Annotated in this window: 17 protein-coding genes; 4 read left to right on the top strand and 13 right to left on the bottom strand. The window is 52.9% G+C overall.

Annotated elements, in window-relative coordinates:
* Positions 1-55 precede the first annotated feature (55 nt).
* From NYR02_RS01685 to NYR02_RS01640, 10 genes are all read right to left on the bottom strand, one after another.
* The gene (locus NYR02_RS01685) at positions 56-1120 is read right to left on the bottom strand and encodes a polysialyltransferase family glycosyltransferase (RefSeq protein WP_260974664.1); all 1065 of its coding nucleotides are present in this window, start codon (positions 1118-1120) and stop codon (positions 56-58) included.
* Between the two features lie 337 nt (positions 1121-1457).
* A complete protein-coding gene (locus NYR02_RS01680) occupies positions 1458-2531 on the bottom strand; it encodes a glycosyltransferase (RefSeq protein ID WP_260974663.1) in 1074 nt (357 codons plus the stop codon).
* Positions 2532-2561: 30 nt separating this feature from the next.
* The gene (locus NYR02_RS19480) at positions 2562-4193 is read right to left on the bottom strand and encodes a phosphoethanolamine transferase (protein ID WP_260974662.1); all 1632 of its coding nucleotides are present in this window, start codon (positions 4191-4193) and stop codon (positions 2562-2564) included.
* Between the two features lie 125 nt (positions 4194-4318).
* Positions 4319-5245, bottom strand: coding sequence for a glycosyltransferase family 2 protein (locus NYR02_RS01670; protein ID WP_260974661.1), 927 nt, complete (start codon positions 5243-5245; stop codon positions 4319-4321).
* Positions 5246-5295: 50 nt separating this feature from the next.
* Positions 5296-6321: a hypothetical protein gene (locus NYR02_RS01665; protein ID WP_260974660.1), complete on the bottom strand. Its 1026-nt coding sequence runs from the start codon at positions 6319-6321 to the stop codon at positions 5296-5298.
* Complete coding sequence (locus NYR02_RS01660; RefSeq protein ID WP_260974659.1) at positions 6314-7447, bottom strand: capsular polysaccharide export protein, LipB/KpsS family; 1134 nt, start codon at positions 7445-7447, stop codon at positions 6314-6316. Before NYR02_RS01660 ends, NYR02_RS01665 begins: the two co-directional genes overlap by 8 nt.
* 182 nt (positions 7448-7629) lie before the next feature.
* Positions 7630-8454 carry a methylenetetrahydrofolate reductase [NAD(P)H] gene (gene metF / locus NYR02_RS01655; RefSeq protein WP_260974658.1) on the bottom strand — a complete coding sequence of 275 codons (825 nt, stop codon included), beginning with the start codon at positions 8452-8454 and terminating at the stop codon, positions 7630-7632.
* Between the two features lie 125 nt (positions 8455-8579).
* The gene (gene ahcY / locus NYR02_RS01650) at positions 8580-9962 is read right to left on the bottom strand and encodes an adenosylhomocysteinase (protein WP_260974657.1); all 1383 of its coding nucleotides are present in this window, start codon (positions 9960-9962) and stop codon (positions 8580-8582) included.
* A gap of 85 nt (positions 9963-10047) precedes the next feature.
* Positions 10048-11259, bottom strand: a complete 1212-nt coding sequence (gene metK, locus NYR02_RS01645; RefSeq protein ID WP_260974656.1) for a methionine adenosyltransferase — start codon at positions 11257-11259, stop codon at positions 10048-10050.
* A 42-nt stretch (positions 11260-11301) separates the two neighbouring features.
* Positions 11302-12330, bottom strand: a complete 1029-nt coding sequence (locus NYR02_RS01640) for an ArsR/SmtB family transcription factor (RefSeq protein WP_260974655.1) — start codon at positions 12328-12330, stop codon at positions 11302-11304.
* A 204-nt stretch (positions 12331-12534) separates the two neighbouring features.
* Here NYR02_RS01640 and NYR02_RS01635 point away from each other — a divergent pair, with 204 nt between their 5' ends.
* Complete coding sequence (locus NYR02_RS01635; RefSeq protein WP_260974654.1) at positions 12535-12696, top strand: hypothetical protein; 162 nt, start codon at positions 12535-12537, stop codon at positions 12694-12696.
* Between the two features lie 157 nt (positions 12697-12853).
* Here NYR02_RS01635 and NYR02_RS01630 read toward each other — a convergent pair whose 3' ends face one another.
* Entirely contained in the window at positions 12854-13648 is a 795-nt protein-coding gene (locus NYR02_RS01630; protein ID WP_260974653.1) for a MipA/OmpV family protein, read from the bottom strand.
* Positions 13649-13844: 196 nt separating this feature from the next.
* Between NYR02_RS01630 and NYR02_RS01625 the strand changes: the two genes are divergently transcribed.
* Entirely contained in the window at positions 13845-14966 is a 1122-nt protein-coding gene (locus NYR02_RS01625; protein WP_260974652.1) for a sensor histidine kinase, read from the top strand.
* Positions 14963-15604 (top strand): response regulator transcription factor, encoded by a 642-nt coding sequence (locus tag NYR02_RS01620; protein ID WP_260974651.1) that lies wholly within the window; start codon positions 14963-14965, stop codon positions 15602-15604. The genes NYR02_RS01625 and NYR02_RS01620 overlap by 4 nt, the downstream gene beginning before the upstream one ends.
* Before the next feature lie 42 nt (positions 15605-15646).
* On the opposite strand, the gene NYR02_RS01615 is transcribed toward NYR02_RS01620, so the two are convergent.
* On the bottom strand, positions 15647-17494 hold the full coding sequence (locus NYR02_RS01615; protein ID WP_260974650.1) for a HAMP domain-containing methyl-accepting chemotaxis protein: 1848 nt from the start codon (positions 17492-17494) through the stop codon (positions 15647-15649).
* 177 nt (positions 17495-17671) lie between these two features.
* Here NYR02_RS01615 and NYR02_RS01610 point away from each other — a divergent pair, with 177 nt between their 5' ends.
* Complete coding sequence (locus NYR02_RS01610) at positions 17672-19669, top strand: DNA topoisomerase III (protein WP_260974649.1); 1998 nt, start codon at positions 17672-17674, stop codon at positions 19667-19669.
* A gap of 35 nt (positions 19670-19704) precedes the next feature.
* Here NYR02_RS01610 and NYR02_RS01605 read toward each other — a convergent pair whose 3' ends face one another.
* A complete protein-coding gene (locus NYR02_RS01605; RefSeq protein WP_260974648.1) occupies positions 19705-23286 on the bottom strand; it encodes an ATP-binding protein in 3582 nt (1193 codons plus the stop codon).
* Between the last annotated feature and the right edge of the window lie 205 nt (positions 23287-23491).

The following is a 23491-nucleotide window of genomic DNA, read 5'->3' as shown; positions in this document are numbered from 1 at the left end:
TTGTGCTAGAAATAAGGGGTATTGGGATAAAAAGATTGCTGGCTTACTGTATGTGTCAGTTGGGCTCAGGATGAGAGGTAACATTCATTGTCGTAATACCAATACGTTCAAACAGCCTGTCGAAATCAGGCATCTCAGAAGTAAATGCTGTTACTTTTAAGGCCGGCCGCAGCCAGCGTGCGATGACCATGGTTGAAGACAAGTCGCCCCACACTTCACATTGATCTGACAGGTAGGGCAGCAGGGCCTCAAAGCTGACCTGAGCAGGCAAGAGGCAAACGCCTTCAACTGCGAGCAACAGCGGATCGGGTTGTTTATTCCGGGGATGGTATTTTACGGCAACCCGCTTACCCTGGACGCTTAGTCGCCGGATAAGGGACAGAATACGTTCCTTATAGCCCGGCTCCCGTTCAAACAACGATTCATGAGGCAGTGTGATAAATGCATCTATCGCTGTCAGAGTCGTTGGTTCAACCCCGTTATTCAGCATCATGGTTTCTGACAGTTCCAGCATGGCTGGGCTGCTGAAGCGGGAAGCTTCGAGGGGGGTTATATGTTTACCGCGCAATAACGGGTGTACCAGATCGGGAAAGGCCGGGTGTATATAACTTATCCAGTCGGAGCCGCCGATGGTTGGTGGATTTTTCCACCACATGCCGTAGCTGATTTTTTTTATACAATTATCAATGATCATATCACTGAATGAGCGGGAGGCTTTTCTGCCCACATAAGTGAAGACGCCCTCGTCCATATAATGACCAACCGGCTGACAGCCAAGTGTTGTTGCTGCGTGCATGGCAAACTGGAATTCGATCCGGCGGTCATTGCCGACAAATATATGTTCAGGTAACAGTTCGGCCAGTTTTTCTTTCAGTGTGTTAAACAGCAGTCTGCGTTTTTTCAGTTTATTCAGCAGGCCGGGAAAACGGCCGTGGTACAAACTGACAGAGGAAAAAGGGGAGCCCGGCCAATTACAGACAATATCGTACAGCGCATGCGGTTTACCCTCAGGCTGATCAATGAAAATCAGATGAGCTTCGTCTCCGGTACGTCCGGCAGCGATGGCTGCAGCAGTATAAAGGTGGAGAGTTGTTGATGCGAAGTAGACTGAGTTAGCCATACGGGGTCCATGTACAGTTAGCGCTGCAGTCTACCTGTCAGGGCTGGCGAGCGGCAAATATTTATCGGCAAAGATTCACAGTCTTACCTGACCTATACGTACAGAATCAGGGTTCTTTCATTTTAGCAGAGAGAGCAAATTAATCTGCTATTGGTTTTCCGAACAAAGATTATAGCAGCCTGGTCGTCAGCATGAGGCTGCTCTGTGTGGTTTGCGTCCTTTATTCAGTGATATTCGCCAATACGCTATAAATTGCCGGTGAGATCAGTCCCGCTGTTTATATTACAGGCCTTATATATCTGCTTATGCAAACTCAGCAATTAAGCCAGCATATGGCTCAGGCAGCACTGCCTCTGAAAACCAGCTTTAAATATTGATCGGCGACGGATTCTACCGCATAACGGCTGACATCCAGGCTGGACAGTTCGGGATACTGGTTCAATGCCCGGGACATCGCCTGGCTCAGGCCGGTTACATCTCCTACCTGTACCAGATAGGGCTTCAGCTCTCCGGTCAGAACCTCTTTAGGCCCTGAAGGGCAGTCGGTAGAAACAACCGGTGTACCGATGATCAGTGACTCGACCAGTACGCGCGGCAGACCTTCAGCTTCGGAAGTGAGCATAGACAGGCGGGCGTTACGAATCAGGCGGTATGGATTCGCATCCCAGCCCCAGAACTGTACCTGATCCTGCAAGTCATTCTGTTCACAGAAAGACCGCAGCCGCTGCTCATCATTACCTTTGCCGACCAGTACCAGCTTCAGGTTTTGTGCATTCATCATCTGGAATGCACGGATAAGATCCTGCTGGCGTTTTCGTTTGTTCAGTGATGCAACATAGACGATATAATCGCCATCCGGCAGGGGGCCATCCTGACCCGCCAGTGTACGGATTTCTTCGATCTGGTAGGGATTTGGAATAACGGTAATATTATCTGGCTGACAACCCAGATTCTGCACCAGATCGTCTTTGATGCCCTGCGACAGAGCAATCAGTTGCTTGTTGCGGAAGCGCCGACGCAGGCGCAGGATTTTTGATGCGCGCTTCAGAAATTTCCACTTCGGATCGGTGATCCATGCAGTGGGGGTAATGTGCACCGAGCAGACTTTCTTCTTTGCCTGAATGGCATCGTAAAATTCTGGTTTGGAAGTAACAAAAAAATCATAGTTACCTTCTTGAGTAATACGTTCCAACTCAGGTCTGGCCTTCTTTTTATTTGAAGTGCTGAGTACGATCTGGTTCAGATTATCGGGCAGCGGGTAGTCTGCATGCGCTGTCAGGGTAACGAGATCAACTTTATGCCCTAACTCAGCAAAGCGGGTACAGAGAGTCAGAATGGTTTTCTCTGCACCGGCACCATTCAGCGAACCAAGCAGGGCACCAATCCGGTAAATTTTGTTCTCAGTAGTCATGGTGCCCCGCAGTCAGTGATTTCGGTCAGATTATTGGCTATTTCTGAGCTGCGTATCATAGCGCGTTTTATAGACCATTCGTACAGCGGGCGGCTGATACTGGTCTGAAATCAGTGCGGCTTCCGGATTGGTGCTGGCGGAGTCTATAGCCATCACTTCAGAAGCATAATGATAGAAACTGTCCAGCATAAAAGGACTGTGTTGATGCGCTCTGTAGCTGGCTGTTCGCAGCGAATCCGATGACCAGAACACAAAAGGAATTTCGAACATATTCGCAGTCAGGTTATCCGGACTGTGTCCTTTCAGATTGGCCTGCCGATAAACCTCTTCACCGTGATCAGAGAAGTAGGTAATGGTTGCCAGCGCGCCACTCTGTTTTTCTTTAACCAGCGAGAATAACTGCTGCAGGAAGAAATCAGAAAACAGAATGGAATTGTCGTACTCGTTAATCACGTCAATGACACTCTGGCTGGGGTTTTCTGTGTAGGCGTTGACCTCGGCATCTTTAAAGACCATAAAGTCATCCGGATAACGGTTTTTATACTGGGCATGGCTGCCCATCATATGAATAAAAATGGCTTTGTATGGCGCCGGGTTCGCCAGAGCTTCAGTTATCCGGTTCAGCATAAAGATGTCATAGCGGTTCACTTCCACGCCATTAAAGTCGTTGCTGATGTAATAAGGGTGATCGGCCTGATGGGCGATAGAAGCAATGGTTGCGCGCAGCGGCTGCTGATTGGAAATCCACCAAGTTTCATAACCGGCAAGATTGGCAACATCGATAACACTCAGGGCATCGCGGTACTGGCCCCCTTGATCGGCACTTGCTGCCGTAAGAGCTGCTCGGAGTGAAGCCTGAGTCTGGGCATGACTGCTGATGACGTTATCGAACACCACCAGTTCATCTTTAATGCTGCTCAGGAATGGCGTGGTATTACGCTGGTAACCATAAATACCCATATGGTTGCGGCTTGCCGATTCACCAACAATAAAAATATGGGTCTGTGGTTGCGTGTCTTTCAGCGCAGCTTTGATGTCGGTTTCTCGCAGCATTGTCTGGCGCCGCTCGAATTCTTCCTGCAGGGATACACTGCCTCTCAGGTAAGAAGGCACAGTGCCAAGTACGCCTGGAATCGTATCGTGAAAACGTCCCATTACGGTCGTGCGATAAGCAACAACGGCAATCAGAATAAAACCAAGCACCATGGTTATACGTCGGGTTTTGCTGCCAGTCCCTTCCGCCGGGCGCATAAAGCGCAGGCCCAGGAAAAAAATGCTCCAGTGCAGTAACAACCAGGAGGTCAACGTCATGGAGGAGTAGGCAGCAACAAATTCAGAGACTTCACTGCTGTCGGTGTAAGCAACCGCCTCCAGTGTTGCGGTGGTAAAGACCCCGCCGAATGATACTGCGTAACCAATATCCAGACTTCCGCCAATAGCGAATGGCAGAAGGATCAGGGCAATGAAGCGGCGCTTCTGCAACAGGTAGGCCAGGGTTGCCAGAATAAACGACCAGCCAATACGCGAATTATATTCACCCTCGCGGACAAAATCGGAGTAGGTCAGCTCAAGGGCAAGGGGTAACAGCAACAGCAGGGCAATCCAGAATAGTGGTGCCCGGGGCATTTTCAGGTTAAGCATGGTTTCTCTGATGTTGGTCACAGACACTCCTGCGTCATAATCGTTTCCACTCCATGGACGAATCCGGATGAAACGCTATTTTAACGCGGTTCGCCGCAAGCGTGGGAGTTACATCAGTATTTTATATAGGACAAAGCGTCCCACCCTCAGACAGGACGGTTCAGGCTGCGTTCAAATGCGTTAACAATGGCAGGGCATTTTTCTGTCAGGCCGATGCGGCTGGTGGTCTCAATATCACTGGCCGACAGGATAAATTTACCGAACTCCTGCTCCAGCAGGCCCTGCTCATACAGTTTTACCCAGCGCCGGTAATGGTCGCCCATGCGCGCATTGGTGTCGCGTAATAAGCGCTGGCGGTTAATAATATTGGCTTCGAACTGAGCATAATTGCGGATCGGGTAGTGGTACACCGTAATGCCGCTGTCTTCGCGCGCATTTACCCAACGCCAGCCATGCTTCGCGCGGTGATTACCGCCCTTGAGTTTAATCAGGCCGTGCGGATTGACGATGGTTTTAGGGCTGATTTTTACCAGCAACATAGAAACCGCCGTGTCATTAATCTGGGTGTCGGAACTGTACAGGATCGGATTTTTTACCGCGTACTGCGCCTGGCTGTAATGGTAACCGGGCTGCTGGCATTCTTCGGTCAGCACCATATTGCGGCGCTTGAGTGTTATCACAGAATCATCGGCGTGCAGATGATCTTTTAAAGTGGTGCCTTCGGCGGCCAGCCAGAACTCATCGGCATCGTTGGAAATCACCAGATCGGCTTTTAGCGCTGTGCGTGCGTACTCTGCCAGCTGTGTCATCCATAAAGCCTGCTGGTAATTCTGCGCTGGCTGGTCGATAACGTGCAGGTCAAACTCGCTTTTCAGCGTTTCCAGCAGCTCGCGGGTACCATCGGTTGAACCGTTATCCATTACCGCAAAACAGTCGACACCCTGCGCCGCATGGAATCGGATATTGTCTTCAATAATATCGATTTCGTTACGCACCAGCAGTGTCATCGCCAAACGGATCGGCCCTTTGCGGGTCAGGCGGTGTGCCCAGTACTGCAGTGTTTTATGCAACATAATGGTCTTCGTGTTAGCCGTTAATGGCGCTGCGTTGGCAACGCGGTCATTCAGATTGGGGAGGTTGTCAGCCGGATACCCAGCGTGGTCAGCAGTTGCTGCCAGCTGGCATCGGTATCAGCCCGCACCGCCGCACTGACGTCCAGCTCGGGCCTGAGCCATTTGGCGGTCAGCAGCGCGGTGGAAACGTCGCCGCTGATTTTACAGTGTTGTGGCAGCATAGGTAACAGCATTTCCATCGGAATGGCGGCAGGCACCGCCCATGCCCGCGCGGGCAATTGCCAATGCCTGACCGCCATGTCTGCACTTTGCAGCTCGCTGCTGGTACGCGGATGGTGCTTGTAGGCAATGTCTGCACCACAGCTATCCAGCCATTGCCCAAGTGCTTGCTGCTGATCTGACATCACCGAGCTGTGCGGCAACAACAGCAAGCCATCGAGCGTGCCCAGAGTCATAGGCTGTTCGCCGAGGCAGATCCGCGCCAGTTGTGCGAACTCCGGGCGTTGCAGATTATTCGGCAGAGGCTTGCAGGTTTTGTTCTTAAGAATCGGCAGGGCGGAATTCGGGAACGCCAGTATCGAGTGATCAATCCAGGCCGAGGCGCCGATGGCCGGAGGCTGTTTCCACCAGCGTCCGTAGGCCACTTTCTTGGCCATATTGTCCAGCACCCGGTCTTTCAGCCAGTGCGTTTTGCGCCCCAGATAACTGTAAGTGCCATCATCCAGATACACGCCACGGGCGTTGCTGTGGGCCATGGCAAACTGAAATTCAATGCGGCGGTCGTTGCCGGTATAGATCCAGTCTGGCTGCAGTTCCTGCAGGCACTGGCGGATGCGCCGGAAGCCCTGCAGCCGCTGGCGGCGTTTGCCTTTACCGGACGCCTTTTCTGATAGCAGGCGGATATTCGCGAACGGACTGTTCTGCCAGCTCAGTAACGCCTCACGGAAGGTGGCAGTGGTGCTGGTCTGATCAATCAGACCGAGTTCGGCCACATCGCCTTGTGGCAGCTCGAAGGCAACCATCGCGGCGGTCAGCACATTGAATGGCGTAGAGGCCATAAACAGGTGCTTAGCCAAGGGCTTTTACCTCGCGCAACAGGTGCGCACAGGCGGCCTGAAGATGCGCATCGTCGGCATCCTGCCAGCGTCCCGGAATCTGGTAATGGTTCTTCAGGTAGCTCAGAAAGCCCTGGCGGATGGTCGGGTTAGGACTGAAGTGCGCCAGCTGCAGCAGTTGCAGTTCCAGTTCGTCCTGACTTTGTGCGCTGAGCGTCAGGCCGGGCAGATTATAAAATGCCTGACCCAGCACCAGTGTATTGATATTGGCGATAATGGCTTCGACGCCCACGGTGGAATTAATCGTGGCAACGGCATCGGCATGGGCAATCAGCGCGCGGGTATCGCCACTGGTACGCAGCTGAATTTTGCGCGACTTTGCAGTTAATTGCTGTGCCAGTTCGCTGTAATCCTGATCGCAGGCCGGATGGGTTTTCAGCACCACGCAGGGCATTTTTTCACCCAGTTTTTTTTCAGCGGTAAGCAAGGCCTCGGTGAGGGCGAACATATCCTGCAGCCAGGGGGAAAACAGCACAACCTGACTGTCGGTATTCACCTGGAACGGAACAAAGATGTAATGCTGGGGCAGGTCATCCGGACGCTCGGGAACAGGCTCATGTGGCAGGTTGCTGTTGTCGGACTGGGCAATAAAAAACGCCGGATCGCGCGGTACCGAATTGAGGAAGTTAACGCCCTGACGGTCGAGGGTGGTCATACCCGGCAGCAGACCGTTTTCCATGACCAGTACTTTGATGCCCAGTGACTCTGCCGCGGCAATCACAACCCCCTGGCGGAATTTCAGACCGTTCCATAACACCATATGGCTGGCTTTGCTGTTTTTCAGTGACTGGCGGTAAATGGCAAACAGCAGATGTGCTTCGGCCAGTTTTACCCGGCGGAAATTACGCCAGTAGCCGGCGCTGCGGCTGCGTCCTTTACGGCTGTTCTTCTTCTCACACAGATGATCGTCCACTACCTGAGCCAGCTCTGCATGGGAGCCGGGAATCTGGGTAAGCCAGCGCAAATCAAGCCACAGGGATTTATGCCAGATAACGCAGGCATCGGTATCCTGCACCTGCAGGCTGTGGCAGAGGCGGTCGAAATATTGCTGGTGAATACGCCGGGCGGCGAAGAAGGCGATTTTCATGCTGACTCCTCAGATCAGCCGCAGAGTGTATCTCAGGGACTGCTCACACTAAAGGAATCCAGCCTGTTGTGGGGGAGTTTTTCTCCGTACCCGCAGAGAAAAGTACTCCTGATGGGCGGGTTTAGTGATAACTGACCGAATAATGTAAAAGCTCAGCCGAAAAACGGCTGAGCAGGAAAGCATCAGATCAGATTCTTCCACACCGCTAGGCTCGGTTTAGCCTGATTCAGGGTGTAAAAATGCAGACCTGGTGCACCGCCATCAAGCAGGCGACGGCACATGTCGGTAACCACTTCTTCACCGAATTTCACAATGCTGTCGCTGTCGTCGCCGTAGGCTTCCAGCTGCTTGCGGATCCAGCGTGGAATTTCGGCACCACAGCTGTCGGAAAAACGCGCCAGCTTGCTGTAATTGGTGATCGGCATAATGCCCGGAATAATCGGGATGTCCACGCCCATCGCGCGCACGCGATCAACAAAATGGAAGTAGCTGTCGGCGTTGAAAAAGTACTGGGTAATGGCGCTGTCGGCGCCCGCTTTTACTTTGCGTACAAAGTTTTCCAAATCTTTCTCAAAGCTGCTCGCCTGCGGATGCATTTCCGGGTAAGCCGCCACTTCAAGGGTGAAATGGTCGCCGGTTTCCTTGCGGATAAATTCCACCAGTTCGTTGGCGTAACGCAGTTCGCTGCTGGCCAGGCCGGAGCCGGATGGCAGGTCGCCACGCAGGGTGACAATGCGGTTAATGCCCAGCGCCTGATAGCGTTGCAGCAGGTCACGCAAATCGGCGGTGCTGTCACCAACACAGGATAAATGCGGCGCGGCGGCAATGCCCCGTTGCTGAATGGCTTCGACCATCGAAAAGGTACGGCCACGGGTGGAACCACCGGCACCGTAGGTGACCGAGAAAAACTCCGGATTAAACGCCGCCAGTTCATCGCGTACGGCGAGAACCCGGCTGGTGCCTTCCTCGGTCTGGGTCGGGAAAAACTCAAAACTTAAAGTGGTCATGCTGACCTCGTATTCTGCGGCGTTTGCCGTCTGTTTCGCGATGACGCAGGAAGGGGCCGGAGCCCCTGAGCCTGTTGTGGCCGTTATAACTTCAGTATTTTTCGCGGGCAGAGCCCGCGGAGTTATTAATACTTGTACGCTTCTGGCTTGAACGGGCCATCAACCGGTACGTTGATGTATTTTGCCTGCGCCGGGGTCAGCTGGGTGATCACACCACCGAAGCCTTCCACCATGTCTTTGGCCACTTCTTCGTCCAGTTTTTTCGGCAGTACTTTCACGTACACGCTTTCGGCTTTTTCGGCTTCCATCATGCTGGCGAACTTACGCTCGTACAGATAAATCTGCGCCAGAACCTGGTTGGCGAAAGAACCATCCATGATGCGTGACGGGTGACCGGTAGCGTTGCCCAGGTTAACCAGGCGACCTTCAGACAGCAGCAGCAGATGGTCGTCAGCGGCTTTGTCACGGTAAACCTTGTGTACCTGTGGCTTGATCTCTTCCCACTCCCAGTTTTTACGCATGAATGCGGTGTCGATTTCGTTATCGAAGTGGCCGATGTTACACACCACCGCACCGGACTTCAGAGCCGCCAGCATGTGCTGGTCGCAGACGTTGACGTTACCGGTGGTGGTGACCAGCAGATCGGTGTTGGCCAGCAAGGTTTTGTTGATGCCTTCGGCGGTGCCGGTGTTGATGCCGCCATTGAAAGGAGAAACCACTTCGTAGCCATCCATACAGGCCTGCATGGCACAGATTGGATCGCATTCGGTGACTTTAACAATCATGCCTTCCTGACGCAGAGATGCGGCAGAACCTTTACCCACATCGCCGTAACCAATAACCAGTGCTTTTTTACCACTCAGCAGGTGGTCGGTACCGCGTTTGATGGCGTCGTTCAGGGAGTGACGGCAGCCGTACTTGTTGTCGTTTTTAGACTTGGTCACGGCATCGTTGACGTTGATCGCCGGTACTTTCAGCTCGCCTTTGGCCAACATTTCCAGCAGACGGTGAACACCGGTGGTGGTCTCTTCAGAAATACCGTGGATGCTGTTCAGCATGGCCGGGTATTTGGCGTGAACCATCTCTGTCAGGTCGCCGCCGTCATCCAGAATCATGTTGGCATCCCATGGGGTGCTGCCGTCTTTTTCCGCCAGAATGGTCTGCTCGATACACCACAGGAATTCTTCTTCGGTTTCACCTTTCCAGGCGAATACCGGAATACCCGCTGCAGCAATGGCTGCGGCGGCGTGATCCTGAGTAGAGAAAATGTTGCACGAAGACCAGCGCACATCGGCACCCAGATCAATCAGGGTTTCGATCAGAACAGCGGTCTGAATGGTCATGTGGATACAGCCCATGATCTTCGCACCAGCCAATGGCTTGGACTCGCTGTACTTACGGCGCAGCGCCATCAGCGCCGGCATTTCGCTTTCAGCGATTTTGATTTCTTTACGGCCCCAGTCGGCCAGGGACATATCGGCAACTTTGTAATCGGTGAATGTGCTCATACTTTCTCCGCTATCTGTAGGGTGGGCACAGCCCACCAGAGTTGTGGTGGGCAATGCCCACCCTACGTTAAATGTGTACGTTAGCTCAGAGGCCAGCCGCTGCTTTCAGGGCGTCGACTTTGTCGGTACGTTCCCAGGTGAAAGCGGTGAAGGTTTTGGTTTTCTCTTCGCCGTTTTCTTTATAGGTGTAGCTGGTTTCGAACGGCTCGCGACCGAAGTGGCCATAGGCGGCCGTCAGCTGATACATCGGGTTCAGCAGTTCCAGCTGGTTCTGGATGGCGTACGGACGCAGATCGAATACGGAACGGATGATTTTCGCCAGTTCGATATCCGATACCTTGCCGGTGCTGAAGGTATTGACCGAAATAGACGTTGGCTCAGCCACACCGATGGCATAAGACACCTGAATTTCACAACGGTCAGCCAGACCGGCTGCCACCACGTTTTTGGCGACATAACGGCCCATGTACGCGGCTGAGCGGTCAACCTTGGATGGGTCTTTGCCAGAGAATGCACCGCCACCGTGACGCGCCATGCCGCCGTAAGTATCAACAATGATTTTTCGGCCGGTCAGACCACAGTCGCCCACCGGACCGCCAATCACGAAGTTACCGGTCGGGTTGATGTGATACAGGGTGTCAGCGTGCAGCCATTCTTCTGGCAGTACGTGCTTGATAATGTTTTCCAGCACGGCTTCGCGCAGGTCTTCGAGGCTGATGCTCGGGTCATGCTGGGTCGACAGAACGACGGCGTCTACTTTGGGTGAACCGCTTTCCCAGTTAATGGTGACCTGAGATTTGGCATCCGGACGCAGCCACGGCAGGGTACCATTACGGCGCAATTCTGCCTGGCGCTGTACCAGCAGGTGAGCGTAGTACACCGGCGCTGGCATCAGGCTTGGGGTTTCGTTGGTGGCATAACCGAACATCAGGCCCTGATCACCGGCGCCCTGATCTTCAGGCTTAGCACGGTCAACGCCCTGGTTAATATCGACTGACTGCTTACCAATGCCGTTCAGAACCGCACAGGTCTGGCCATCAAAGCCAACGTCAGAGCTGTTGTAGCCGATACCGGTAATCACATCACGCACGATGTCTTCGAGGTCAACATAGCAGGAGGTGGTCACTTCACCAGCAACCACGGCCATACCGGTTTTTACCAGAGTCTCAACCGCAACGCGGGCGTATGGGTCGCGGGCAATAATCGCATCCAGTACGGCATCTGAAATCTGATCGGCAACTTTATCCGGGTGGCCTTCAGACACCGACTCGGAGGTAAAAATCGAATATTCGCTCATAGTAAGCCCTCTTGATAATGGTTAGCGCGCGGGTTTCAGCCGTTACTTCCGGCCGTTAACTGCTGCGCGGTAAAACAAACGGAACTGAATCTGAAACCCGTTCCTTAATCCTAAAAACTGACTCTGGCCTTCACTCAGGCCAGCTTCCTGCGCCCAGGCGGATAAATCCGCTGGCTCGAATCCCAGCCATAAATCGCCGCAGGATTCTCTGGCCCAGACCTGCTCGTGACGACACAGGTCGGTGACCAGCAACGTACCGCCATCGCGCAACAGCTGAGCGACATCGGTGAAAATCGTTTTCGGTGCCGGCACGTGGTGCAGCACCATATTGGCGACGGCAAAATCAAACCGGCCGTCTTGTTCTGCCCGCAATGTACTGGTATCCCCTAATACACAACGGACATTCTGCAGCCCTTCACGGCTGACCGTCTGCTGCGCTTTGCTGAGCATATCCGGCGAGATATCCAGCGCGGCAACTGCGCCGAAGCAGCGGGCCAGTTGCGGTAAAAACGCGCCCTCACCCGGACCAATTTCCAGAGCGTAGCCAGTGTTGGCGGCTTTTCCTGCCTGTGCGGTCAGTGAGGCAAGAATGGTCGTCAGGGCGTCACCATACTGATCCCATGATGCAATCAGATCCTGCTGTTCTTTAAAATCACCGGCATGGCGGGCAAAGAATTCCGCGCAGGCTTCAGCGCGTTCGCTCAATACCTGCTCAACTGCGTGGCTGTTCAGCTCGGAGGTGGCGGCATCAATGGCGGTGAACAGCGACTTCAGCCAGCGGCTCCAGTGGTCATCGGCTGTCAGCAGTGGACGACGATAAAAAATACTGTTGCCTTCGCGCTGGCTGCTTACCAGTCCGGCCTGGGCCAACACCTTTAAATGGTGGCTCATGGCTGATTGTTTGATGCCAAACACCTGGCATAACTCCAGCACACCAAACGCCCCCTGACCCAGTAATTGCAGAATACTCATACGCAATGGATCACCAGCGGCTTTAGCCGCACGCGCCAATGATTGCAGGCTCATGTCGGCTGCGATGGGTAATTCCGGATTGAGGGCCGTTGTATTCATGACGGGCAGTGTAGACGCACTGCAAATCTATATCAATTTTTTTTGATATAGACTTCCGGGATGGAAAAGAGGGCGGCGAGTGGATTCTCGTATTTATAGTTAAAATAAATAGAAACCTAACGGAAATACGATTTCCCCTATTAATAGGGCAGGCTTAGTCTGGGGTTATTCGATCACACCGATGTACCAACAGGAGCAACCGCAATGAAACAGGTAAAAGACATAGTCAGTAAGGCTTTGAGCCGTCATCAGATCAGGCAGAAGGCAACACCGTCTGCGCCGCAGGCTTGTAACTCAGCTATCTGTAACTATGCCGATAACTACTACGGCGATCAGGTGTGTGTGCGTTGGTCACCGCAGAAGTAAAGGCCTTCAGGCCCTAGCAGGCTGTTGATTTTCGTTTTCGAGGCAGTCAATGCAAGGCAAAAAGCGGCGAAAAAGCGCAGTTTACAGATCGTAAATGAGCATTTTGAGTCGTTTTTTAACACTGCAGTGGCAACGCAGATAGAAAATCAACAGCCTGCTAAGGCGTGGTCCAGCTAAGCAGCAGCATGGCCTGACGACTGACTGGCTGACCAACCAGCGGGCTGTCCTGCAGCGTGTCATCCAGCCATTCCTGCTGCCAGCGCAGGCGCAGCTGCCATTGCGGACTGATAGGCCACAGCGCCTGCAATGTCAGTTGTGGGTTAAAGGCCTGTTGCGGGCGGTATTCGGGGCGCAGCTCATTGCTTTGTTCCGGGCTGATGCCATACACGTAGCGGCTGTAAGATTCGCTCAGCCAGCGGGTACCGGCAATCAGTTGGGCGCGTGTACCGCCCTGCAGATAAAACAGCGGCAGGGTAATGCCAGCATCGGCAGTTAAGGCGCCGGAGTGCGACGAAATATCCTGCTCCACGCCGCCATTCAGCCAGCCCCAGCCACCGCGCAGTTGCAGGGTCGTATCGCCACCGTTGCTGCGGTAACCATCAAATACCGGGTCGCGGCTGTCGGCTTTGCCCCATAAACGGCTGTCGAACACCTCATCACGCAAACCGATGCCGCCACTCAGGCTGAGGTTGTTTTGCTGCCACTGATATTGCAGCAACGCTCCGTCGACGCCTAAGCGCCAGCCACCGCGACGGGCGGATACCAGGGGAAAGCTGAACTGTTGATTGTCGGCCTGTTGCCAGGGTGTTGAGCGCTGCAGTGTGCCGGCGCCGTATTCCAGTTGCCAGTATTCAACGGGCGCTGTCTCACTGGCATGCAGTGCCGGAGTCAGAGGTGCCATGCAGAGGCTGCAGCCGACAGGAATAAACAAAAAAGAATTAAGCAGATGCATACATGGCTCCGGCGATGGTTGAAAACCGATGCTAGAGCGCTGCTGGTGTGGCGGCTTGTGGCAAATGTCACGTTATCGCCGGTGTTGCGCCGGATCGGCAGAAGATGACATTTGCCCTATTCAGCAACAGCAGCGCCTCTGGCACACTGACGCCGTGAACAGAATCAAACCCCATATAATTATTGCTGCAGACGTCGTGCTGGCAGGGCTTACCATCGGCTTTCTGGCCGTCACACTGATCTTCTTGTGGCTCAGTCAGGTCGAGGCCGTTACCCGTGTTCCGGCCACAACAAGCTGGATTCTGTTGGTAAGCGGTCTTTTTGTACTCAATTTAGTCGCCAATGTGCTGGCCCGCTTACCGCCCTGGCGTGAGGCCCGCCAGCCGCCGTTATGGCTCTGGTTGGCGATGGTCAGCGCGCTGTCGCTGATGCTGTTATTTGGCAGTGGTATCAGCGCGGTATTGTGGATTCTGGTGATTGCACAGTTGCCGCGCTATTTCAGCTGGCGCAGTTGTCTGCTGGCGGCATTATTGGTGCCATTGCTGATCGGCTTATACCAGGGCTTGCTGTTTGATCAGGATTTCGTACTGATCAACAGCGTGCTCTATGCGCTGTTTAATCTGTTTGCTTTGTATATCTGTTTTACCCTGCAGGCCGAACAGCAGGCGCGTGAATATGCGTCGCAGCTGGTGCGCGAACTGAAAGCCACGCAGAGTTTGTTATCGTCGGCCAGCAAGCGTGATGAACGTTTACGGATTGCCCGTGAACTGCACGATCTGCTGGGACATCATCTGGCCGCACTCAGTATTCAGCTGGAGATTGCCCGTCATACCGAGGCGCAGCCCCGTGATCATGCCATTGACCGCGCCGGGACGATTGCCCATCTGTTGCTCAGCGATATGCGTGAAGCCGTCTCTGAATTCCGCGAGCGGCGCGGTCTGGATTTACGTCAGGCGCTGACCTCCCTGCTGGAGGCGGTACCGCGTCCGCGGGTATGGCTGCAGATTCCGCCGGATCTCATCATGGATGATGTGCGTTGCGCCGAGGTGATCCTGCGTTGTGCACAGGAAGCGCTGACCAATATTCTGCGTCATACCCAGGCCAGCCGCGCGGCTATCGTACTGCGGCAACAGGGTGCCAGCCTGCAGCTCACAGTAGAAGATAACGGCGCCCTGCGGCAGCTGCCGGTGCCCGGAAATGGCATGCGTGGGATGCAGGAGCGGGCGCAGGCTATCGGTGGCCGCTGCGACTGGGAATGTGGCCGGCATGGTTTAAAACTCACACTGACTTTACCCTGGGATAACGGACTGCTCGTATGATCAATGTGGTGCTTATTGAAGATCAGCAACTGGTACGCGAGGGAATTCGTACGTTGTTGCATCTGCGTCCGCTGTGCCGGGTGGTGGCTGAGGCCAGTGATGGTGCACAGGGGTTGGCGGTAATAGAAGAGTATCAGCCGGATGTTATTCTGCTGGATATCCGCATGCCTAATATGAGCGGTACCGAGCTGCTGGCGGAGTTGTATCAGCGTGGTTGTCATATTCCGGTGCTGGTGCTGACAACCTTCGATGACCATGAGCTGGTGCTTGAATGTATGCGCCGTGGTGCGCGTGGTTATCTGCGTAAAGACGTTGCACTGGACGAACTGTTAGCCGCGATCGAAACCCTGCATCAGGGCGGACAGTGGGTGCAGCCGGCGGTAACAAGCAAAATCAGCGAGCACCGGCTTGAGCTGGAGTTTGATAGCGACAGCGGCCTGGCAGATGAACCGCTGACCGCCGCAGAGTTACAGGTTCTCAGACTGGTGGCGGCCGGTTATACCAATCAGGAAATTGCCGGAGCATTGCATAAATCGACCGGCACGGTGCGTAATCAGGTGTCCTTTATTCTGGCCAAACTGAATGTGCGTGACCGTACCCGGGCGGTATTAAAGGCCATTGATCATGGCCTGTTGTAACCGGCAGCAACACCTCTCACAGACAAGCCTCACAGACAAGCCTCAGACGCGGAAGCGCGACAGGTTCGAACTGATATCGTGACTGAGTGTGTGCAGTTGATGGGATTGCTGAGTCGCCTGCTCAACGTTGGCGGCCAGATCGTCGGAGGCCGACTGAATCGCGGTGGCGATGCGGCTGATCTCTTCGGTGGCGGCATGCTGCTCGCGTGAGGCGTTGGCAATACTTTGCGAACGGTTAGAAATATCGTGCAGTGCATCTGAAATCGCGGTCAGGCTGTCGGTTACCTGTATCGCACTGCTGGCGGTTTCTGAGGTCAGTTGCTTACTGGTTTCCATAATGCCCACGGCTTTCTGGCTGTGGTGTTTCAGACTGTCGATCATTTCCTGAATTTCGCCGGTGGCGGTATGTGTGCGCTGTGACAGGGTACGTACTTCGTCAGCTACCACGGCAAATCCCCGTCCTTGCTCACCGGCACGTGCCGCTTCAATGGCAGCGTTCAGCGCCAGTAAATTGGTTTGTTCGGCAATGCCCTGAATGGTCGCAAGAATGCCGGTGATCTGCTGCGCCTGATTATCCAGCTGGTTGATTACATCGGTAGCGCTGTCCATTTGCTGTGACAAACCGTCCATACGGCGTTTGTTTTCCTGCGCATTCTGAATGCCCTTATTGCCTTCGTTCGTGGCACTTTGCGCAGCATGGGCGGTATCGGACGCGTTGGTCGCTACTTCCGACGATGTGGAAGAGAGTTCGTTAACCGCGACGGCCACCTGGCTGATTTCGTTCTGTTGTAACTGTACCGCCTGGTTGTTGTTCTCGGCATTTTCGCGCGCCGATTTGGCAATACCATCCAGCTCGTGGGATGAATCACGGCTTTGCGATACCAGCTCGTGAATGGAAGAAACAAACACATTAAACGAGTTACTCAGGGCGCCAATTTCATCATTGCGATCTACCTGCAGGCGACGGGTTAAATCCGCTTCCCCCTGAGCAATGTCAGACATGGCCGTGTTAAGTACCACCAGAGGCCGTAGCAGATAGGAGATGATCATGCCGGCGATCAGGGTAACCACCACAATGGTGAGTATGCCGATCAACATGCTGGACCAGCGCAGAGTGGCGAGGCTGGCAAAGGCTTCGGCCTGATCGACGACCAGCAGCAGACGCCAGTCGGTGCCATCAATGGAATACAGGCCCACCAGACTGCTGCGATCATTGAAGCTGGTTTGCTGGATTGTGTTCAGTTGCAGTTGTGTGCTGCCGCTCAGCAGGGTGGAGACGTTTTTACCCAGTAATTTCTGCTCCGGATGAACCATGAAGTCACCTTTGCTATCGAGCAGTGCCGCATAACCACTTTCGCCCAGATCAATACCCAGAACCTCTTTTACAATGGCCTCGAGGGATATGTCCCCACCGATCACGCCGCCGCGCAGTGGCTCGGCAAAGGTTACGATCAATTCGTTAGTCGTGGCATCCACATAAGGTGGCGTCAGCACCTGGCGTCTCTCGGCCATCGCCTGCTGATACCAGGGGCGGGTACGTGGGTCATAGTCGTCCGGCATTTCATCATCCGGGCGCATGATCATTTCCCCGGTATCGGTGCCCAGATACAGGTACATGTAATTACCGGATTCCAGCCCCTGCTCAATTACCGGGATGCGTTCATTGTTAAGCAGCGCTTTGGCTGTGCCGCTTAATACCTGGCCTTTATTGCTGATCCAGCTGCTGACGTAGCGGCTGGCGCGCTCGCCGGTAACCTGAATGCGTTCACTGATGGCCTGCTCAAGGCTGCTGCGTGCTTGTTCGTAGGTAAAAACACCGCTGAGGGCGAGCAGCACCAGAATGGTGCTGCCAACCGCGAGCATTATTTGTGTGCGGATACTGTTGCGCATGGGATTTTTCCTGAAAACGGACTGTTTTCAGCATAGAACAGATATTTTGCTGAGCGATTTGTTAAATAAAGCGGGAGGCCGCTGTTGCTATGCCAGCCTGTGTTGAGCGGCCTGATGCTGGAAGAGCGGTAACAGCTCGGCTATGATGGATGCTGTATAAAAATACAGTTGTTTGCTATGCGCCTGATTATTGCCGAAAAACCCAGTCTTGGCCGTGCCATCGCCGCCGTGCTGCCCAAGCCGCACACTAAGGGCGAAGGATTTATCCGTGCCGCCAACGGCGATGTGGTGAGTTGGTGTATTGGCCATCTGTTAGAGCAGGCAGAACCGGATGCTTATGATCCGGCTTTTAAGCAATGGCGGCTCGATCATTTGCCGATTATACCGGCACAGTGGCAGCTGCAGGCTAAACCACAAACCCGTAAACAATTAACCGTGCTGCGTAAACTGGTGAAAGAAGCCGACAATCTGGTGCATGCCGGCGATCCTGACCGCGAAGGCCAGCTGCTGGTGGACGAGGTTATTGAATTTCTGAAAGTGCCCGCGGCCAAACGTCAGGCAATGCAGCGACTGTTGGTCAGTGATTTAAATCCACAGGCTGTCAGCAGGGCGTTACAGCAGCTGCGTTCCAATCAGGAATTTGTACCGCTGTCAGTATCAGCATTGGCGCGCTCCCGCGCCGACTGGTTATACGGCATCAATCTGACCCGTGCTTACACCATTAAAGGCCGTCAGGGCGGAGTGAACAGTGTGTTATCGGTGGGCCGCGTACAGACACCGGTGCTCGGGTTGGTGGTTCGCCGCGATGAAGAGATCAATAATTTCATCAGTAAACCGTTTTACGAGGTGCAGGCGGCTGTTCATTTAACCGCAGACACTCCACTGAGTTTCTACGCTAACTGGCAGCCGAGTGATGCCTGTGCCGCGCATCAGGATGAGGAAGGCCGGGTGCTGAATCCGAAGCTGGCCGCCAATGTCGCCGCCCGTATTCGTCAGCAACCTGCACAGGTTGAACAGGTTGAGCGTAAAGAAAAAAAGCAGGCACCGCCGCTGCCGTTTAATTTATCGGCGTTGCAGATTGATGCAGCTAAAGCACTGGGCATGAGCGCGCAGCAGGTGCTGGACGGAGCACAGAGCCTGTATGAAAAGCATCAGTTAATTACCTACCCCCGCTCCGACTGCCGTTATTTACCGCAGGAGCACTTTGCCCAGCGGCAGCAGGTTATAACGGCTGTGAGTGCACACAGCGAGGCGCTGGCTACGGCTTGCGCTCAGGCTGACAGTTCAATCCGCAGCCAGGCCTGGAACGATGCCAAAGTGGGTGCTCATCACGCGATTATTCCGACCGCCAAAGTACTGCCTGCCGGACGCTTAAACAGTACCGAACAAAAACTCTATGCACTGATTGCGCGCCAGTATCTGCTGCAGTTTTTTCCTCACTATGAATACGCCGATACCAAAATCAGTCTCATCATTGCTGGTGGTCTGTTCAGCGCTACTGAGCGGGAAACCCTGAAGCCGGGCTGGAAAGTATTACTGCCGCAAAAAGAGAATCAGACAAGCGCTAAAGCACCATTGCCGCCGTTAAAAGCAGGACAGGTACTGTGGAGTGGAGAGCCTTTGCTGCAGGAAAAACACACTCAGCCACCACCACATTTTACCGATGCCAGTTTGCTTGCAGCGATGACCGGGATTGGTCGTTTTGTGCAGGATAAAAGCCTGAAAAGTATTCTGAAAGAAACCGATGGCCTGGGAACAGAAGCAACCCGTGCCGGCATTATTGAATTGTTATTTAAACGCCGTTTTTTACAGCGAGAAGGCAAAAGCATTCGCGCGACAGCACTGGGACAAACACTGATTAATGCGTTGCCAGAGGCCAGTACGCGGCCGGACATGACGGCGCATTGGGAAAAGCAATTACAGGACATCGCACACAAAGCTTTGAATTACGCTGCTTTTATGCAACCGATGACCGAACAACTGCACCAGCTGATTCATTCAGCCCTGACGGCGGATACTGTGCAGTTTTCGGGGTTAGCGGGAAGTGCAGCGAACACTGCAGGCAGACGCAAATACAGCTCAGGGAAAAAGAGCGTCAGCAGGGCAGGTCGCGCCGGGAAAAGTAAAAGCACAGCAGGCCGGAGCAGGAAAAAAACACCGGCGGCAGGGAGTTAAGGTGTTTTAACCGCATGCGTCTTGGCCAGTAGTGTTTATTCCGGCTGATTTTCCTGCAGGGATTCCATCAGCATATTGTAGCAGTGCGGCAAATGCAGACTGAGGCTTTGCAAGCGGCTGTTGTCCTGTTCGCGGGCGGCTTGTTCCAACAACCCGCTGAGGGCCATCAATTGCATACCACCAATATTCCCGGCGACCCCTTTCAGTGTATGCGCCTGCGCCTGAATACTGCTGATATCCTGAGCGGCCAGTGCGTCCTGTAAGGCTTGCAGCGTTTCCCCTGATGTATTGATAAATAATTCCACGACGCGGGTCAGAATACTTTCTTTATTCATCAATCGCTGTAATGCACCAGCCCTATCCCACACCGATTGGCCAGCCACTTCGGCAGGTAATTTGCGGCCATTATTTTCATTTTCGTTACTTTTATTTCCGGTGCTTTCATTGTTGTTGCTGTTGAGCGCTGAGTCTGGGTCGTTTTCTGCAGACATTATCGTTCTCTTTGTGTCTGGTTGCTGCGCTGCTTCTGCTGTTTTAATGCGGCTGAGCCAGCCACGCAACGTGCTTTCAAAACGATCGGTTTCAATGGGTTTGCTCAGATAATCGTCCATGCCTGACTGCAGGCAGTTCTCACGATCACCATCCATTACACCGGCGGTCATGGCAATAATAATGATGTTGCAATAACGCTCACCGGCCTCACCAGCACGGATTTTTTGCGTTGCAGAAAATCCATCCAGGACCGGCATCTGGCAATCCATCAGGATCAGGTCGAAGGGTTCTTTATCGCTGCTTTGTTGCAGCTTTTCTAAGGCATTCTGACCATTATTGGCCGTCAGTGAATCCATATTAAGGTTTGCCAACAGGCCGCAAGCTACTTCCTGGTTAATCACATTATCGTCTACAACCAATATACGATAGGCGCGCCCGTCGGGATGAGTGAATGAATAATGGTTGTTGTCAGGTTGGCGATTCGTTTCTGGCAGAACCTGGCCCATCTGTTTGCGCCAAGTGAGCTCCAGATCTTCCGGAGATACTGGCCGGGTAAGTGTGATGGCTTTCAGTTGTGGGGGAAATAATGGCAGTTCCGGGGCATATCCGGGCGGCACCAGCAGCATCAGACGCCCCTGAAAAGTACCCAGCTGCAACGCATTTAATAACGATCCGCGCAGCCAGGCGATATCGAGTAATAAATAATCGGCTGATGGATTATTACTCAGCATCATTTCAGCTTGCATCGCACTGTCAACGTTGGTCGGTTCGCCACCATGATAATGGACGATTTTTTCCAGTGAATATCGCAATGAGTGATTCGGGCAGGCAATTAACCATTGCTGAGCCGAGAATATTCTATCCACTGCGAGCGAATGAGGCTGATCCTGACTCATGCTGAGCAGAATATTGAAAGCGATGCTGGTTCCGTCTTCGTTGCTGCTGATAACATCTATGCTGCCATTCATCAATGCACATAATTGTTTACAGATTGAGAGTCCCAATCCTGTGCCGCCAAATTTTCGCGTCGTACTGTTATCGGCCTGATTGAACGCTTCAAACAGCACGTCATGCTTTTCCGGATCAACACCGATGCCGGTATCGGTTACCGAACAGGAGAAACGAACATTGCCGTTTCCCTCATCATGCGTTCCGGCTTTTAGAACGATTTCTCCGGCAGGCGTGAATTTCACCGCATTCGATACAAGGTTGGCAATAATCTGCCGGACCCTGACCGGATCGCCGAGAAGATGGGTATGGTTAATATCGGCGCTATCCAATACAAACTCGATATTGGATTCAAATGGCCGCACCGACATGCTGGTGGCAATTGAGCTGAGTAAATGACTGATGTTGAACTCGGTATGCTCCAGTTGTAGCTTATCTGCGCCTATCTTGGAAAAATCCAGAATATCGTTAATCTGAGCGGTCAGTGTTGAAGCGCTGTTTTCCGCGATGCGAATATAATGCAGCTGCTTATCACTGCTGCATTCGCGCTTGAGTAATGACAGCATGCCCATAATGCCATTAATGGGTGTGCGGATTTCGTGGCTGACATTGGCAATAAAAAGACTCTTGGCCTGGCTGGCTTGCTGCGCTTCCTGAATGGCAATTTCCAGGGCCTGAGTTCGTTCTTTTACCTGGCTTTCAAGGGTGGAGTTGATCCGGGCGATTTCTTCATTGAGGACATATTTTTCAGAGATATCACGGATGCTGATCGCGCAACCAATCGTTTTATGTTCAATAACAATGGGATAAATACTGGCCGAAATATACAGTTTTTCGCCATTCTGGGTTCTGGCACGCGTTTCACACTGGTTAATCACCTTGCCAGATAATACTGCACTGATGATCTGCGGAGTAATCTGCTGATTATTGCTGTCGAGTATGGTCGTAAACAGCGTTTTACCGATGACCATTTGTTCGTGATAGCCAAACATAACCGTCGCGCCGCTGTTCCAGCTATCAATCTTTCCATCCGGGTTCATACCGATAATGGCATCGGTTGAGTGATTGATAATGGCGCGGGCCGTCGAGCGTTCTGTCAGAAGTGCCATGCGGCTGTCGATACGGCGCTGATACAACCAGGCGATAAAAGCAGCAAAGCTGATTAGCACAGCAATCAGCAGCAGTATTTTAAAGCGCATACTTTGAATCTGCTGCTCTATGTCGGTTCTGTTGAACGCGGTGTGAAGATCAAGAAAGTGATCGCTGCCAGGGCCGCCGAGAAATATCCGCTGAGAAAAGTAGTAAAAGGTATTCTTTGCCGGTGATTTATTACTTATAAATATGTTTTTATGGCTTTTTACCGCTACCGGGTTTTCATCATTTTCCCAGTTGCTTTCGGGATCGTATTCGTAGCGAAACTCTTCTTTTTTATCCGGGTGTATCAGATAGCCGCCGTCAGCATTTAATAAAAATACCTGCATGTTCTTCGGGGTATCGTTTTTCAGGTTCTGAAGCAATATTCCGGCATCAAAGTTAATGATAATAAAACCGAAGAAATTATTGTCAGAATCAAAAACAGACTCGGCTATCCGGTATGCCGGCCAGGCCGGAATTTCGATCTTATTGTACTCACGGTTCAGACTGATGGAGGATATGTAGATTTCGTCTTTATATAAATTTTTGGCAGCCAGAAAATAGTCACTCTGACCTTTTTCCTGCAGATCAGCTTCGGCGGTAATACGGATGTTGCCGTTTTTACGCTCAACGCGTACTAATTCACGCCCGTTATCTTCCCGGCCTATAAAGCGAATCTGACGGATTTCGGCATTGGCGGCAATAAAACCGCTGAAGATGGTTTGCAGGCGCTGCTTCCACTGCTGACTGGTGGTGTTATCAAGCAGATCCTTACCGTTATTTTCCATGGCCCGGACAATGCCACTAACAGGCGGAGTACTGTGCAGGAAGCGAACTTTATCTTTGTCTTTGTTCAGGGTCTCGCTGAAGTAGTTGGCCCGTAAGGTCGCTTGTTCACCCAGTTCATTAAACGCCCGGTTGTAAGCATCTTCCCGGCTGTGATTCTCAAGTAAGGCCACCAGTACGCTGCACAGCAATAGAGCGATCAATCCGGTAACCAGAAAAAATCGGCGCATGGTAGGCAGATTGGCGGTGCTGCTCATGTTAGGTCCTTGCGGCAGGCAATCATTGCCTGCGTATGGCGTTAGCCCCTGAGAGAGCGGGGCAATCCTCCTGGAATGTACGTTTGCCCGGAATTCAGCGGAGCCTTAAGAGCCTGCGCTCATTCAGTCGCTGCGGTTCATTAAACTTAGCTGCTATTTATAGGCGGTCAATGAGCCGAGGAGGATAGTTCGATACGTTACAGAA

Origin of the sequence: Thalassolituus pacificus, assembly GCF_025318105.1 — a bacterium.
GTDB classification, from domain to species: Bacteria; Pseudomonadota; Gammaproteobacteria; order Pseudomonadales; family Oceanobacteraceae; genus Venatoribacter; species Venatoribacter pacificus.
The sequence above is the reverse complement of the archived record's forward strand: the minus strand, read 5'-3'. Positions and strand labels throughout refer to the sequence as shown.